This is a genomic window from Xanthomonas fragariae, from assembly GCF_900183975.1.
Classification (GTDB): Bacteria; Pseudomonadota; Gammaproteobacteria; order Xanthomonadales; family Xanthomonadaceae; genus Xanthomonas; species Xanthomonas fragariae.
In genome coordinates, this window is sequence record NZ_LT853882.1 from 3,223,000 (window position 1) to 3,236,351 (window position 13,352).

At 62.6% G+C, this 13,352-nt stretch carries 15 protein-coding genes, 1 other RNA gene and 1 pseudogene; 8 read left to right on the top strand and 9 right to left on the bottom strand.

Annotated elements, in window-relative coordinates; genetic code table 11:
• Nucleotides 1-4: 4 nt before the first annotated feature.
• The 4 genes from pdxA (at nucleotide 5) to PD885_RS15100 (ending at nucleotide 3,274) form a co-directional block, all read left to right on the top strand.
• Nucleotides 5-976, top strand: coding sequence for a 4-hydroxythreonine-4-phosphate dehydrogenase PdxA (gene pdxA, locus PD885_RS15085; RefSeq protein ID WP_040762905.1), 972 nt, complete (start codon nucleotides 5-7; stop codon nucleotides 974-976).
• Between the two features lie 116 nt (nucleotides 977-1,092).
• Complete coding sequence (rsmA, locus tag PD885_RS15090) at nucleotides 1,093-1,881, top strand: 16S rRNA (adenine(1518)-N(6)/adenine(1519)-N(6))-dimethyltransferase RsmA (protein ID WP_002811841.1); 789 nt, start codon at nucleotides 1,093-1,095, stop codon at nucleotides 1,879-1,881.
• Between the two features lie 36 nt (nucleotides 1,882-1,917).
• Nucleotides 1,918-2,301: a Co2+/Mg2+ efflux protein ApaG gene (apaG, locus tag PD885_RS15095; RefSeq protein WP_002811842.1), complete on the top strand. Its 384-nt coding sequence runs from the start codon at nucleotides 1,918-1,920 to the stop codon at nucleotides 2,299-2,301.
• Nucleotides 2,302-2,329: 28 nt separating this feature from the next.
• Complete coding sequence (locus tag PD885_RS15100; RefSeq protein WP_002811843.1) at nucleotides 2,330-3,274, top strand: symmetrical bis(5'-nucleosyl)-tetraphosphatase; 945 nt, start codon at nucleotides 2,330-2,332, stop codon at nucleotides 3,272-3,274.
• 52 nt (nucleotides 3,275-3,326) lie between these two features.
• Here PD885_RS15100 and PD885_RS15105 read toward each other — a convergent pair whose 3' ends face one another.
• From PD885_RS15105 to PD885_RS15140, 8 genes are all read right to left on the bottom strand, one after another.
• Nucleotides 3,327-3,821, bottom strand: coding sequence for a dihydrofolate reductase (locus PD885_RS15105; protein WP_002811844.1), 495 nt, complete (start codon nucleotides 3,819-3,821; stop codon nucleotides 3,327-3,329).
• Entirely contained in the window at nucleotides 3,818-4,105 is a 288-nt protein-coding gene (locus PD885_RS15110; RefSeq protein ID WP_002811845.1) for a hypothetical protein, read from the bottom strand. Before PD885_RS15110 ends, PD885_RS15105 begins: the two co-directional genes overlap by 4 nt.
• A gap of 66 nt (nucleotides 4,106-4,171) precedes the next feature.
• On the bottom strand, nucleotides 4,172-4,966 hold the full coding sequence (locus PD885_RS15115) for a thymidylate synthase (protein WP_002811846.1): 795 nt from the start codon (nucleotides 4,964-4,966) through the stop codon (nucleotides 4,172-4,174).
• Nucleotides 4,963-5,853: a prolipoprotein diacylglyceryl transferase gene (gene lgt, locus PD885_RS15120; protein WP_002811847.1), complete on the bottom strand. Its 891-nt coding sequence runs from the start codon at nucleotides 5,851-5,853 to the stop codon at nucleotides 4,963-4,965. Before lgt ends, PD885_RS15115 begins: the two co-directional genes overlap by 4 nt.
• A 53-nt stretch (nucleotides 5,854-5,906) precedes the next feature.
• Nucleotides 5,907-6,398, bottom strand: a complete 492-nt coding sequence (locus PD885_RS15125; RefSeq protein WP_040762906.1) for a TPM domain-containing protein — start codon at nucleotides 6,396-6,398, stop codon at nucleotides 5,907-5,909.
• A complete protein-coding gene (locus PD885_RS15130) occupies nucleotides 6,398-7,291 on the bottom strand; it encodes a TPM domain-containing protein (protein WP_088056961.1) in 894 nt (297 codons plus the stop codon). The genes PD885_RS15125 and PD885_RS15130 overlap by 1 nt, the downstream gene beginning before the upstream one ends.
• A 563-nt stretch (nucleotides 7,292-7,854) precedes the next feature.
• A complete protein-coding gene (locus PD885_RS15135) occupies nucleotides 7,855-8,811 on the bottom strand; it encodes a ribokinase (protein WP_002811850.1) in 957 nt (318 codons plus the stop codon).
• Between the two features lie 90 nt (nucleotides 8,812-8,901).
• Nucleotides 8,902-10,200 carry a NupC/NupG family nucleoside CNT transporter gene (locus tag PD885_RS15140; RefSeq protein ID WP_002811851.1) on the bottom strand — a complete coding sequence of 433 codons (1,299 nt, stop codon included), beginning with the start codon at nucleotides 10,198-10,200 and terminating at the stop codon, nucleotides 8,902-8,904.
• Nucleotides 10,201-10,522: 322 nt separating this feature from the next.
• On the opposite strand from PD885_RS15140, the gene PD885_RS15145 reads away from it, so the two are divergent.
• The 4 genes and pseudogenes from PD885_RS15145 (at nucleotide 10,523) to PD885_RS15160 (ending at nucleotide 12,811) form a co-directional block, all read left to right on the top strand.
• Nucleotides 10,523-11,491, top strand: coding sequence for a potassium channel beta subunit family protein (locus tag PD885_RS15145; protein ID WP_002811852.1), 969 nt, complete (start codon nucleotides 10,523-10,525; stop codon nucleotides 11,489-11,491).
• A 352-nt stretch (nucleotides 11,492-11,843) separates the two neighbouring features.
• Entirely contained in the window at nucleotides 11,844-12,083 is a 240-nt protein-coding gene (gene hemP / locus PD885_RS15150) for a hemin uptake protein HemP (RefSeq protein ID WP_172402130.1), read from the top strand.
• 260 nt (nucleotides 12,084-12,343) lie between these two features.
• A pseudogene (locus tag PD885_RS15155) lies at nucleotides 12,344-12,661 on the top strand (TonB-dependent hemoglobin/transferrin/lactoferrin family receptor); the annotation flags it as partial.
• A gap of 74 nt (nucleotides 12,662-12,735) precedes the next feature.
• A non-coding RNA gene (locus PD885_RS15160) (sX9 sRNA) lies at nucleotides 12,736-12,811 on the top strand.
• Nucleotides 12,812-12,913: 102 nt separating this feature from the next.
• On the opposite strand, the gene PD885_RS15165 is transcribed toward PD885_RS15160, so the two are convergent.
• Complete coding sequence (locus tag PD885_RS15165; RefSeq protein ID WP_002811856.1) at nucleotides 12,914-13,267, bottom strand: DMT family protein; 354 nt, start codon at nucleotides 13,265-13,267, stop codon at nucleotides 12,914-12,916.
• Nucleotides 13,268-13,352: the final 85 nt, after the last annotated feature.

The window sequence follows — 13,352 nt, forward strand, 5'->3', positions numbered from 1 at the left end:
GTCGATGATGGTCCCGTCGCTCGCGCTGGTGCCGGGCGAGCCGGCTGGGATCGGGCCGGAACTCTGCGTTCGGCTCGCCCAACAGCCGCGCGCCGATGCGCACCTGATCGCCTACGCCGATCCGGACACCCTGCGCAGCGCCGCAAAGGCGTTGTCGCTGTCTGTGCGCTTGCTCGATCCCGATCAGCCTGCGCGTGCACCGGGCAATCTGCCACTGCATCCGGTTCGCCAAGCCGTGCCCACCCGCTTTGGCATACCCGATCCTACCAATGCAGCAGCGGTGATTACGGGCTTGCTTGGTGCAGCTGGTGACTGCCTGGCCGGCCGGCTGCAGGGGATCGTTACCGGCCCCGTGCACAAGGCAGTCATCAACGCCGGCGGCATCCCCTACACCGGCACCACCGAGTTGCTGGCCGAGCAGGCCGGCTGCCCGGTAGTGATGATGCTGGCCAATACGATCGTGCGGGTCGCACTGGTGACCACCCATCTGCCATTGCGCGCGGTGGCCGATGCGATCACGGCCGAGGCTGTCGCGCGTTGCCTGCGTATCACCGACGCGGCGATGCGTCGCGACTTCGATCTGGAACATCCGCGCATTGCCGTGCTTGGCCTCAATCCGCATGCCGGCGAAGACGGGCATCTTGGGCGTGAGGAACTGGACATCATCATTCCGGTGCTGGAGCAACTGCGCGGCGAAGGCATGCGGCTGATCGGCCCGTTGCCGGCCGACACGGCGTTCCTGCCGCAGAAATTGACCGGTTTCGACGTGGTGGTGGCGATGTATCACGACCAGGGCCTGCCGGTGCTCAAATACAGCGGCTTCGAGCAGGCGGTGAACATCACCCTCGGCCTGCCCTATCCGCGTGTGGCAGTGGACCATGGTACTGCGCTGGAACTTGCCGGACGCGGGATTGCCGACCCGTCCAGCCTGATGGCGGCCACTGACGTGTGTGCGCACCTGGCGGCACGCGACTGAGCGACACGTTATTGCGTGCGATGGGGTCGCCGCATCGTACACGCCGCCCACCTGCCGAACCATCAGCGCGTGGAAACGACGCCGCGTGTAAGCGCCGCCTCCGTTAAACTGCGCGGATGAATTCTTCTTTCAGCGCACCGGCCAAGAAATCGCTTGGCCAGCACTTCCTTGCCGACCGGTATTACATTGACCGCATCGTACAGGCAGTGGACCTGCGCGCCGGCCAGCACTTGGTCGAAATCGGCCCTGGCCAAGGCGCGATCACCTTCCCGCTGCTGCGCAAGCACGGCGCATTGACCGTCATCGAGTTCGACCGCGATTTGATCGCGCCATTGACCGAGGCCGCTGCACCAATCGGCGAACTTAGCATCATCCATCGCGATGTGCTCAGCGTGGACTTCACCGCACTGGCCAATGACACGCCGATCCGCCTTGTCGGCAACCTGCCCTACAACATTTCTTCACCGATCCTGTTCCATGCGCTGGACCATGCCGCCGCCGTAGTCGACATGCACTTCATGCTGCAAAAAGAAGTCGTCGACCGCATGGCCGCCGGCCCCGGCAGCAAGGTCTACGGGCGGTTGAGCGTGATGCTGCAGGCGTATTGCGAGGTGACTGCGTTATTCATGGTGCCGCCGGGTGCGTTCCGGCCGCCGCCGAAGGTGGATTCTGCGCTGGTGCGGCTGGTGCCACGCGACCCGGCCACCGTGCTGATCAAGGATCGCCGCCGCTTCGCCGATGTGGTGCGCGCCGGCTTCGGGCAGCGTCGCAAGACCTTGCGCAATGCCTTGTCCCACGTCTGCGAGCCGGCCCATTTCGAAGCCGCGCAGGTGCGCCCGGACATGCGCGCCGAACAGCTCGAGGTCGCGGATTTTATCCGTCTGGCCAATGTCGAGCTGGCTTGAGCGCCGCTCCCACACGCTTTTATCTAGACTTTTGCCATGCAAGATGATCCGCGCTATCGGGTCGAGGTCGAGGTGTCGCCCCGCTTCCTCGCTCATCAATCCACACCGGACAAAGGCCGTTATGCCTTTGCCTACAGCATCCGCATCCAGAATGCGGGCGCCTTGCCTGCGCGCCTGATCGCGCGTCATTGGCAGATCACCGACGCCAACGGCCGCACCGAGCAGGTCGACGGCGAAGGCGTGGTTGGTGAACAGCCATGGCTGCGACCGGGCGAGGTCTTCCATTACACCTCCGGCGTGCTGCTGGAGACCGAGCAGGGACAGATGCAAGGCCACTACGACATGGTGGCCGACGATGGCACCGAATTCACCGCCCTGATCGCCGCCTTCGTGCTGAGCGTACCCAGGACGCTGCACTGATGGATGTTGGATTGATGGAGCGCGCGCAATGAGCGTCTGGGCAATCGGCGACCTGCAAGGGTGCTACGACATCACCCAGCGGCTGCTGCAAAAAATCAATTTCGATCCCGCACAGGACACGCTGTGGTTCTGCGGCGACCTGGTCAACCGCGGCGGTCAATCGCTGGAAACGCTGCGCCTGGTGCATTCGCTGCGCGACCACAGCGTGGTGGTGCTGGGCAATCACGATCTGTCGCTGCTGGCGATCGGCGCACGTTCGGAAGAAGAACAGCGCAAGGTCAATCCGGATCTGCTGCGCATCGTGCTGGCCGAAGATCGCGACGTGCTGCTCGACTGGCTACGCATGCAGAAGCTGGCGCATGTGGATCGCTCGTTGGGCTGGATGATGATCCATGCCGGGCTGGCACCGAAGTGGACCACGCAACTGGCCGAGAAGCATGCACGCGAGGTCGAGCAGCAACTGCAGGGCGGCGGCTATCGCAAACTGCTACGCAATATGTACGGCGATCAGCCGGGCTGGTCGCCGGGCCTGAACGGTTACGACCGCAGCCGCGCAATCATCAATCTGTTCACGCGCATGCGCTATTGCACGCCGCGCGGGCGCATCGCCACCGACGACAAGGGCACGCCGGGCACGCAGGCGCAGGGTCTGTACCCGTGGTTCGAAGTGCCGGGCCGGGTCGAGCGCGATCTGAAGATCGTCTGCGGGCATTGGTCCGCGCTCGGGCTGACCATCACCCAGGGAGTGCATGCCATCGATACCGGCGCGGTGTGGGGCGGCAAACTCACTGCCTTGCAGCTGGATATCGACGAATTGCGGGTGGTGCAGGTGCCGGGACGCGAGGTAACCGGGCCGGCGCCTGTAGCACGCGCGCCAGGTGGTCCACGCGAGCGCCAGGGGCGGCAGCGCTCACGCGGCAACCGTGGCAATGCCAATAACGCCGCACCACCAGCCGACGCGTCACAGGAATGATCGGCATGTCGCCCAAGCCCGCGCTGACGGTGGACTTGGCGGCATGCATTGCTCAGCGGCGCAGGTAATCGATGAACGAAAACGCAAACGCATGTCGGTCATCGGCAGGATGCAGTTCGCGATTGGTTGGCACCCACACGGCCGGGTCGATCGGCGGAAAATGCGTGTCGGCACCATCCACTGCGGTAGCCACCTCGGTGACGGCCAGCAGATCTGCACGCTCCATCGCCAGCCGATACACCTCACCGCCGCCGATGACACACAGTTCCTGCGTGCCATCCTGCTCAGCGCGTTCGATTGCCTGCTCCAGCGACGCCACCGGCTGCATGCCTTCGAACGGCACCTGCCCGGAACGGGTCAGCACCAGATTCAACCGCCCGGCCAATGCACGCCCCAACGACTGCGCGGTCTTGCGCCCCATCAGGATCGGCTTGCCCATGCTCAGCGCCTTGAAGCGCTTGAGATCGTCCGGCAATTTCCACGGCAAGTCGTTATCGCGACCGATGGCGTTGTTATGGTCGAAGGCGACGATGAGGGTGATTTTCATGCGTCAGCATAAAGGCTGTTATAAATTTTTATAGCAGCGCGCCGGCCAAGCATTACAAAGAAAAGGGTTGCGAGATAGCAAACAAAAATGCCCCCCATAGCAACAGACGAATTTTCACCGAAAAAATTCATCAGATCCAAACGTTCGCCTTTGTAAATCGAAACACTGAAAAATCCGATCGGTGCAATCAGAACGACGCTTGTCACATTGACAAATAGACTTGCCTGCATCGCCATCAGCGAGTCAGCCAATTTTTCTCGTGCTTTGATCGAATTCTTAGCCATGACACGTCCTCTCTCAAGTGAAGGTCAGCGTGCCATGCTCACGTCTCACTAATCGAGATGAGTCGTTCACACCGCCACCGGTGCCTTGATCGCCGGATGCGGGTCATAGCCCTCGATGGCAATGTCGCCGAAGCGGAACGAAAACAGATCGGTCACGTCCGGATTCAAACGCAGGGTCGGCAGCGCACGCGGGGTGCGTGTCAGCTGTTCGCGCGCCTGTTCGAAGTGATTTGAATAAAGATGTGCGTCGCCCAGCGTGTGCACAAAATCGCCTACCCCCAGGCCGGTCGCCTGCGCCACCATATGGGTCAGCAGCGCGTAGCTGGCGATGTTGAATGGCACGCCGAGAAAGATGTCGCCGCTGCGCTGATAGAGCTGGCAACTGAGCTTGCCGTTGACCACATAGAACTGAAACAAGCTGTGGCATGGCATCAATGCCATCTGCGGCAGGTCGCCAACGTTCCAGGCGCTGATCACCAGCCGGCGCGAATCGGGATTGCGCTTGATCTCGTCCACCAACCATTGCATTTGGTCGATCTCGAAGCCGTCCGGGCCGGTCCAGCGCCGCCACTGCTTGCCGTAAACAGGGCCGAGATTGCCATCGGCATCGGCCCACTCGTCCCAGATGCGGACCTGGTTGTCCTTGAGATAACCGATATTGGTGTCGCCCTGCAAAAACCACAGCAACTCGTGAATGATCGAGCGCAGATGCAGCTTCTTGGTGGTGACCAGCGGAAAACCTGCGTTGAGGTCGAAGCGCATTTGCCAGCCGAACACGCTGCGCGTGCCGGTGCCGGTGCGGTCGGCCTTGTCTGCACCGTGTTCCAGCACATGCCGCAACAAGTCCAGATACGGCTTCACTTCGCGGCCTCCGCCATGGCTGCGTCTACCACGACCGGCTGCAACACCGGCGCGCGGCGCGACAGTGCCAGCAACACCAGGCCACCGATGATCAGCGGCAAGCTCAGAATCTGCCCCATCGTCAGCCAATTGAAGGCCAGGTAGCCGATCGGCGCATCAGGCACGCGGACGAATTCCACGCTGAAACGAAATGCGCCATACAGCAGCGCAAACACCCCCGACACCGCATAGCGCGCACGCGGCTGCATTGAGAACGCCCACAACACCACGAACATCACCACGCCTTCGAGCGCGGCTTCGTACAGCTGCGAGGGGTGACGCGCGAACTGGTCTAGCGCACCGGCCGCGTACAGCGCCTGGAGTTGTGCCGGCGATTGGTCCGCCAATTCCGGCGCATGCGGAAAGATCACGCCCCAACCGGCCTGGGTGAACTGGCCCCACAACTCGCCGCCGACGAAATTGCCGAGCCTCCCGAAGCCCAGGCCCATCGGCACCAATGGCGCGACAAAATCCATGACGTCGAAGAAGTGCAGCCGATGCTTGCGCGCCCACAGCCAGCAGGCGAACAACACGCCAAGCAGACCGCCGTGGAAACTCATACCGCCTTCCCACACCTTGAACAGGATCAGCGGATTGGCCAGCAAGCTGTCGAACGCATAGAACAACATGTAGCCGATGCGCCCGCCCAGCACCACGCCGAGCATGCCGTAGAACAGCAGGTCGGAGAATCCGTCCATGTCCACACTGGGCAGGCGACCGCGCAGGATGCGCGAGCGGCCCAGCGCCCAGGCGGAGAAGAAGGCCGCCAAATACATCAGGCCGTACCAATGCACCTGCACCGGGCCAAGCGAGAAAGCGATGGGGTCGATGGCGTGCAGATAGATCATGCGGACCGCGGATCAAAAAAAACGAGGCAGCTATTCTGACACCTCGCGCGCGCTCAGCCTAAGCGCTGTGGACGATCGGGCAGCTCGTCTTCATGCTGCGCGCAGGCATCGGCAGGGAAATGCTCGGTCAACAGCTCAGTCACCGCCTCGATCCCGGCCAATACCGCCGCTTCGTTTTGGCCATTGCGCAGGAACTGCTGCATGCGCCGGCACACCTCGGCCCAATGGGTGTCCAGGACACGACTGCGCAGGCCACGGTCGGCGACCACTTCGATGGCTTGATCGGCCAGCAGCAGGTAGATCAATACGCCGTTATTGGCTTCGGTGTCCCAGGTGCGCAATTGCGCGAAGGCCTGTTCTGCGCGCTGGCGGGCGGTCTGCCCGTGCCAGAGCGGGCCCAGCGGCAGATCGGCTTCCACCGCGACCATAATTTGACCGGTATGGGCCCGCTCGCTGACAGTCACCGCCGCTGCGATGGCCGCCATGCAGGGGGCTGGAAAACTGCGCTGCGCCGACGGCGCGAAAACATGCCTGAGCCACCGCATTACCAGCTCCCCGAGGCGCCACCGCCTCCCGATAATCCCCCACCCCCACCCCAGCCGCCGCCCCCACGGCCACCGCCTCCAAACCCACCGAACCCACCACCGCCCCAGCCACCGCCGCCGACAAAGCGCCCCGGCGAACCGGAAGCCAGGCCCGCCAGCAAGCCGATCACTGCCGAACCAACGCTGGCAAACAGCAACGATGTAAACAGAAAGGCGACGCCACCGGCAGCAATGCCGGTCAGCAACGCGCGCAACGGGCGCGGCAAGGCGCCCAAAATACCGCGCGCCACCATCGAGACCACAAACCCAATGAACAAGGCAATGATCCAGCCGCCTGCGCCACTGCCCAAACCTCCACCGGCATGCCCACTGACCGGCTCCGGCAAGGCCTCGCCTTCGATAAGGCCAGCCAGGGTCGCTGTCGCATCGCGGATGCCGCCGCCGTAGTCGCCCTCACGGAAGCGCGGCGCAAGATACTCCTGGATGATGCGGTTGGCCACGATGTCAGGGATCGCACCTTCCAGGCCGTAACCGGGTTGGATCCGCACCCGGCGATCATCCTTGGCCACCAGCAGCAGCACGCCATCATCCACGCCTTTGCGGCCGATCTTCCACTGGTCGAACACGCGCTGGGTGTACTGCTCGATCGCCTCAGGCTGCGTCGTTGGCACGATCAAAATCTGCAACTGCGCGCCCTTGCGTTGCTGCAAGGCCAGCGCTTGCTGTTCCAGCTGCTGGATCTGCGCCGCATCCAGCGTGCCGGTGACGTCGACCACCGGCGAGCGCAGCGGCGGAATGGCTGCCAGGTCCTGCGCCAGCAACGAGGCCGGGAGCAGAAGCAGAAGCAGAAGCAGCACCATCATCCACAACACCCAGCTGTGCTTTTGTCGCATTACAAAACTCCTAGTTGATTGGCAACGACATGCAGCTGTTTCTTCTCCCTCTGGGACCGTGGCCCCCTTCATGGGAAGAAGGTGCCCCGTAGGAGCAGAGTAAGGGTTACGAGCGAAGCTCGTGCAGTTGGAACGACGCGAGAGCTACGCCCCATACCCTCCCCCAACCCCTTGTCTGTTGGCGATGTGCCAGATGGGTGCGTCGAGAGCCGGCGTGGTCGACCGACGATCCACTGGTCTGAGCGACTGCGGGAGAGCGAGGTCGCCACGCCGGACTCCCCAGGCAAACTCCCGAACAGTTGCTGGAGTTGGCACGCGTAACGATCAGGCTGGGCAGCCGCAGGAGAACTCTCGACCCTTCGAGCATAGCGGAGTTTTTTATGCCTCACGGTGTTGGGATCGATGTCAGCAAGCAATGGATCGCCCGACAGGTGACTGTGCGTGCCGAGCGGGATGTGCTGTGAATCAGGCCAAGTGCGTCGGCTATGCGGGCCACACCCTCGACGCAGAAGGCGACCGCATGGCTGCGACCGCCTTCGTCGATGAACTAACGCATTTGCGTATCAGACTGCTGCGTCAGGCAGCAAGCGCGGCATCGACGATGCAGCGCCTTCCACTTCGGTGGTGCGTGCAGCATAGCGGGTGGCAAAGCGCACATGGGTGATGAAGCTGGCGTTGGCCGATTGCGCCAGCGAGGCCACCAGCGCGCCGTTGAATGCATCGCCAGCACCGGTGGTGTCCACCGTCTGCGCGCTTTCCGCACCCACGCGGTAATGCGCCGCGGTATCGCCACGCAGCTGTTCTTCGGCGTGCGAAATAAAGGCGCCTACCGCGCCCAGCGTCACCACCACGGTGCCGCCTGGCAGTAACTTGCGGCACAACGAGTGCAGCGTGTTGCCGTCCAGCGCTGCTACATCATCGGCATTGATGCGCTCGCCGACATGGCGACCGAGCAGTGCGGCGAATTCGGTTTCGTTGGGCGTCAACACATTCGACAGCTTGAGCAAACCGATCGAGGTCGGTGCATTGGCCGGCGCTGCGTTTAGTACGGTCAGCACGCCGCATTCGCGCGCCAGTGCCAGGGCCGACTCGACGGTTTCTGCCGGCGATTCCAACTGCGCCAGCAGTACGCGTGCCGAGGCAACCAGCGCGCGTTGGTTGTCGACAAAGCCCGGGCTCAGCACCGAATTGGCGCCGGCACCGATCACGATGGTGTTGCGTCCGTGCCCATCGACGTAGATGCCACCGGTGCCGGTCGGCTCATTGCTGGGCTCGGCGATCAGCGCGAACCCATCCTGCGCGGCCAGCGAACGCGCCAGCGCACCGCCGGCATCATCGCCCAGCGCGCACAGGAAGTGCGTCTTGGCGCCAGCACGTGCAGCCGCGACTGCCTGGTTAAACCCCTTGCCGCCTGGACCGGTGCTATAGCGACCGGCGATGGTGGCGCCCGGGGCGGGCAGGACATCACAGCGCCACACGTGATCGACATTGAAGGACCCGACAACGACGACCGAACTCATAAATACCCTTGCTTGAATGACTGACTTGAATGAATGGAAGAAACGTGGCGTGCGGCGATTAGACCGTCACACCGATGAACCCGCGCCGCTTTAACCGAACTGCGAGAGGACGCCGGCAATGGTAGCGGTCATGAAGGTGGCGATCGAACCGCCGAGCACCGCACGCAGACCGAACTTGGCCAGATCGTGACGACGTTCCGGCGCCAGCCCGCCGATGCCGCCGATCTGGATCGCAATCGAGCTGAAGTTGGCGAAGCCGCACAGGGCATACGTGGCGATCAACCGGCCTTCAGCGCTCAGGCCCACGCCTGGCGCTTCGCCCTTCACGATCCGCGACAACTCGCTGTAAGCGACAAACTCGTTGACCACCACCTTCTGGCCAATCAACGAACCGACTGTCGTCGCATCCACCCACGGTGTGCCGATCACCCAAGCGATCGGCGCCAGCACGTAACCGAAGATCGTCGACAGGTTGGTCGGACGGCCCAGCACTGCGGCGGCGCCCGTGATCTCGCCCAGCCAGGTCAGCGGTGCGTTGATCAATGCGATCAGCGCGATGAAGGCCAGCAGCATCGCGCCGATGTTCAGTGCCAGGCGCAGACCATCGCCAGCACCGGCCGCAGCCGCATCGATGACATTGCTGGTGGTCCTTTCGACTTCCATCTTGACCGTGCCGCGGGTCAACGGGGCGCCGGTTTCCGGCACCAGCAGTTTGGCGACCACGAGCGTGGCGGGCGCGGCCATGATGCTGGCGGCAAGCAGATGCTTGGCATAGAACGCCTGCTGCGCCGGATCGCTGCCGCCGAGCATGCCCACGTACGCGGCGAGCACACCGCCGGCGATGTGCGCCATGCCGCCGATCATCATCGTCAGCAGTTCGGATTGGGTCATCTTTGGGATGTACGGGCGCACCGTCAGCGGCGCTTCGGTCTGGCCGATAAACACGCTGGCGCACACGCTGGTGGTTTCCGCACCGGACACGCGCATCACCTTGGTGATCGCCCACGCCATCGTACGCACCACCAGCTGCATCACGCCCAGGTGGTAAAGCACGCCCATCAGCGCGGAGAAAAAGATGATGGTAGGCAGCACCTGGAACGCAAAAATAAAGCCGTAGCTGTCGATGTTCATCAGGTTGCCGAAAATGAAGTTAGACCCCTCATTGACGAAGCTCAGCACCTTGACGAAACCCCTGCCCAGCGAGTCGAACGCATCGCGTCCACCCGGCACCAGCAGCACCAGTGCGGCGAATGAAATCTGCAACGCCAGACCAGTGGCGACCAGCTTCCAATCGATCGCGCGGCGGTTGGTCGAAAACAGCCAGGAGATGCCGATAAGCACCGCCAGACCGAACAGGCCGAAACCGATCCGTCCCAAACCTTCGACCATTCCAATCCCCGGCGACTACTGACGACAAAACGGCAAGCCTAGAGCAGGGGGTGACAGCGGGCAAGGCGACCAGTATTCAGAAGCTCGCCATCGGCCCGCGGCCGAAATGCGGCGAGGGCTACGTGCGGCGTGTCCCGTGCCGGTACACGTGCAAGCGCCCTCAGTGACCGAAGCATTCGCACAACATCGGCAGACATCGTGCATGGGGTTGGTCTGTGGTCGGTGCCGCACACACCACGCCCTGTCGCCCCGGCAACGCGACGTCCTACACTGCGTACGCCGATCCGTGGCAGGGCGCCGCGGAGGTTGTTGGAGTCTGCCAATGCACTACCGTCGTCTGGGTTCCACCGGGCTGCAACTGTCGGCTTTGTCGTTCGGGGCCTGGGTCACCTTCGGCGAGCAGATCGGGCGCAGCGAAGCGCGCAACCTGATCGCCGCCGCTTGGGACAACGGCATCAATTTCTTCGACAATGCCGAGGTCTATGCACGCGGTCGCGCTGAAGAAGTCATGGGCGATGTGATCGCCGATCTGCGCTTGCCGCGCGACGGCTATTGCGTGTCGAGCAAAGTATTTTTCGGTGCGGTGGACAGCCCACGCCCGACCCAGCGTGGGCTCTCGCGCAAGCATGTCACCGACGCCTGCCATGCCGCGCTTAAGCGCCTGCGGGTGGACTATCTGGATCTGTACTTCTGTCACCGGCCGGATCCGGACACGCCTATACAGGAAACCGTGCGCGCCATGGATGCGCTGATCCGCCAGGGCAAGGTGCTGTACTGGGGAACTTCCGAATGGAGTGCAGATCAGTTGCGCGCCGCCATCGCCATCGCCGAGCAGGAACACTTGCATGCGCCAGCGATGGAGCAGCCGCAGTACAACCTGCTCCACCGCGAGCGGCTGGAACAGGAATACGCGCCGCTGTGCGAGAACGGGCTGGGCACCACGATCTGGTCGCCGCTGTCCTCGGGCCTGTTAACCGGCAAGTACAACGCCGGCGTGGATGCCGATAGCCGGCTGGGTCAACCGGGCAATCAATGGCTGCAGGACGAAGTCCTTGGCGCACCGGAAGCGCGCCGGCTCGAACGCGCCCGCACGTTCTGCACGCTAGCTGCCGAACTTGGCCAGTCGCCGGCACGTCTGGCCATCGCCTGGTGCTTACGCAATCGGCATGTATCCACGGTGATCCTCGGCGCCAGCCGAGTGGCCCGGTTGGAAGAAAACCTGGGCGCACTGAAGACGTTGAGCCAGGTCGATGAAGCTAGCTGGGCGCGGGTGGAGGCTGCAACGCGCTGATCGAGCGCACTTCGGGTCGGCTACGCCGGAGGAAGCTTGTGCCCGATGGCAGTCTTGTCGGCCATTGCGCGCAGATTGTCTGCTGGGTGTTACACGCACGCCTGAGCGTAGAGGCATCCAAAGCGTGGCATTGCGATGCGCTGCTGCCTTGCCAGCAGTTGTCTCTAAGAGGCCGGGCAAGTCTGGATTACGCGACGCTTCGGCTAGAGGCAAGGCCCTGACGCTTTGCGCGCGCTGGACAACGTCAGCATCACAGGCGCGACGGATCAATTGATCACACGAATCGAAAACTATTGTTCCATCCAGAGATTCAGCGAATTAAGTGAGAATAGCTCTTGATCAATAAATGAGAATGGTTATGATTTATATCGCCAACCGACTGGAGATCACGATCATGACCGCTCAACCCGTGCTGCTTCGCTCCGAACCGGTGAACCTGCGCGACCGCGCTATTGCACGTGCTGTCCCCGCAGAAGACCTCATCAGCAGCGAGGCGCTGCTCAAGGGCCGTCGCGAAGTGCTAATCCAGCATGGCGACCGCATCTATCGCCTGCGCAATACCAGCAACGACAAGCTCATCCTCACCAAGTAACCCAGCGAAAAGAACGGTTGCGCGCCGCCAAGCGGGCGTGGCCGCTGCTGAGGTCGGCGCCTCTCGCGTGAATGACCGCCCTTTTCGCATTGCCCGCGCGCAACGTTCTGCCAGCCACTGCGAGCCTTACGGCCGATAGTGCGCCAAGCGCAGGTGTCCGCTGTCTGCCACGGGCACGGCCGCCCAACTCTCCACCCTGGGCTGCCGCGCGGTCCGTGCCGCAATGCGCGCAGCCGGGATTTTTGCTTCAAAGGTTTCCGATGATTCGCCTGCATCCGCTGGTTGGTCGTGTTGTCGCTGGCGCTGCCGGCTGTTCCGTTGTTAACCCATGCTGCCGTACCCGATGCAGGCGGCAATACTGCCCGGTGCACGACTTGGACCGGCTGCAGGTCACCGCCACGCGCACTCAGCGCGCGTTGGTCGATGTGCCGAGCACGCTGGATGTGATCGACCGCGAACAGCTCGACAACCAACTGGTGCGCGAGCTCAAGGACCCGTTCCGCCATACGCCGGGCATGTCGGTGACCAGTAACAGCGGCCGCTTCACCGGTGCCGGGCGCACTGCTTTGGCCAGTCTGGCCGCTAGAGTAGCTAACAAAATTACTGCGCAGTCGCCAGGTGCGCGAGACCGGTGCTCGGAATCGGAATCGGAATTTATCGAGCTTACACTGTGGTTCCTCCGCACCGTCCGCACCCAACTGGTGACTGCTCGCTACTTTTTGTTAGCCACTCTAAACAGATCGCCTGATGTGTAGAAGCGCACTGGCCCGCGGTGAAGCGTTACCGGTAACGCCTCATCGCACGCCAGCGCGCTTCTACAGAAGATGCAGTTATTCCTTGAACATCAAGAACGCCGCCACCAGAATCAACCCGAATGCAGCCCAGTGATTCCACTTTAACGACTGCCCCAGGTAAAACGTGGAGAAGCCGGCGAACACCAGCAGCGTGATCACTTCCTGCATGCCCTTGAGCTGCGGCGCGGAGTAAACCGCGCTGCCCAGTCGGTTGCCTGGTACCTGCAGGCAATATTCGAAGAACGCGATGCCCCAGCTGACCAGGATCGCAATCATCAGCGGCGTACTTTTGTACTTCAGATGCCCGTACCAAGCGAATGTCATGAATACGTTACTGGCGAGCAGCAGCAGGAGCGGATACAGGTAAGCGGTGAAGGGTGCGGTGGGCATGACGGCGGAAGACAGGTAAGGAGCAGGCAGCATAAGCTAGCCCCGGTAGAGCGTGTTATGTACTTTGGGATGAGATGCGCTGGTG

Coding starts and splice junctions, on each gene's coding strand:
- pdxA (WP_040762905.1), top strand. CDS start 5: ATGATGGTCCCGTCGCTCGCGCTGGTGCCGGGCGAGCCGGCTGGGATC.
- rsmA (WP_002811841.1), top strand. CDS start 1,093: ATGAATTCTTCTTTCAGCGCACCGGCCAAGAAATCGCTTGGCCAGCAC.
- apaG (WP_002811842.1), top strand. CDS start 1,918: ATGCAAGATGATCCGCGCTATCGGGTCGAGGTCGAGGTGTCGCCCCGC.
- PD885_RS15100 (WP_002811843.1), top strand. CDS start 2,330: ATGAGCGTCTGGGCAATCGGCGACCTGCAAGGGTGCTACGACATCACC.
- PD885_RS15105 (WP_002811844.1), bottom strand. CDS start 3,821: ATGAAAATCACCCTCATCGTCGCCTTCGACCATAACAACGCCATCGGT.
- PD885_RS15110 (WP_002811845.1), bottom strand. CDS start 4,105: ATGGCTAAGAATTCGATCAAAGCACGAGAAAAATTGGCTGACTCGCTG.
- lgt (WP_002811847.1), bottom strand. CDS start 5,853: ATGATCTATCTGCACGCCATCGACCCCATCGCTTTCTCGCTTGGCCCG.
- PD885_RS15125 (WP_040762906.1), bottom strand. CDS start 6,398: ATGCGGTGGCTCAGGCATGTTTTCGCGCCGTCGGCGCAGCGCAGTTTT.
- PD885_RS15130 (WP_088056961.1), bottom strand. CDS start 7,291: ATGCGACAAAAGCACAGCTGGGTGTTGTGGATGATGGTGCTGCTTCTG.
- PD885_RS15135 (WP_002811850.1), bottom strand. CDS start 8,811: ATGAGTTCGGTCGTCGTTGTCGGGTCCTTCAATGTCGATCACGTGTGG.
- PD885_RS15140 (WP_002811851.1), bottom strand. CDS start 10,200: ATGGTCGAAGGTTTGGGACGGATCGGTTTCGGCCTGTTCGGTCTGGCG.
- PD885_RS15145 (WP_002811852.1), top strand. CDS start 10,523: ATGCACTACCGTCGTCTGGGTTCCACCGGGCTGCAACTGTCGGCTTTG.
- hemP (WP_172402130.1), top strand. CDS start 11,844: ATGGTTATGATTTATATCGCCAACCGACTGGAGATCACGATCATGACC.
- PD885_RS15165 (WP_002811856.1), bottom strand. CDS start 13,267: ATGCCCACCGCACCCTTCACCGCTTACCTGTATCCGCTCCTGCTGCTG.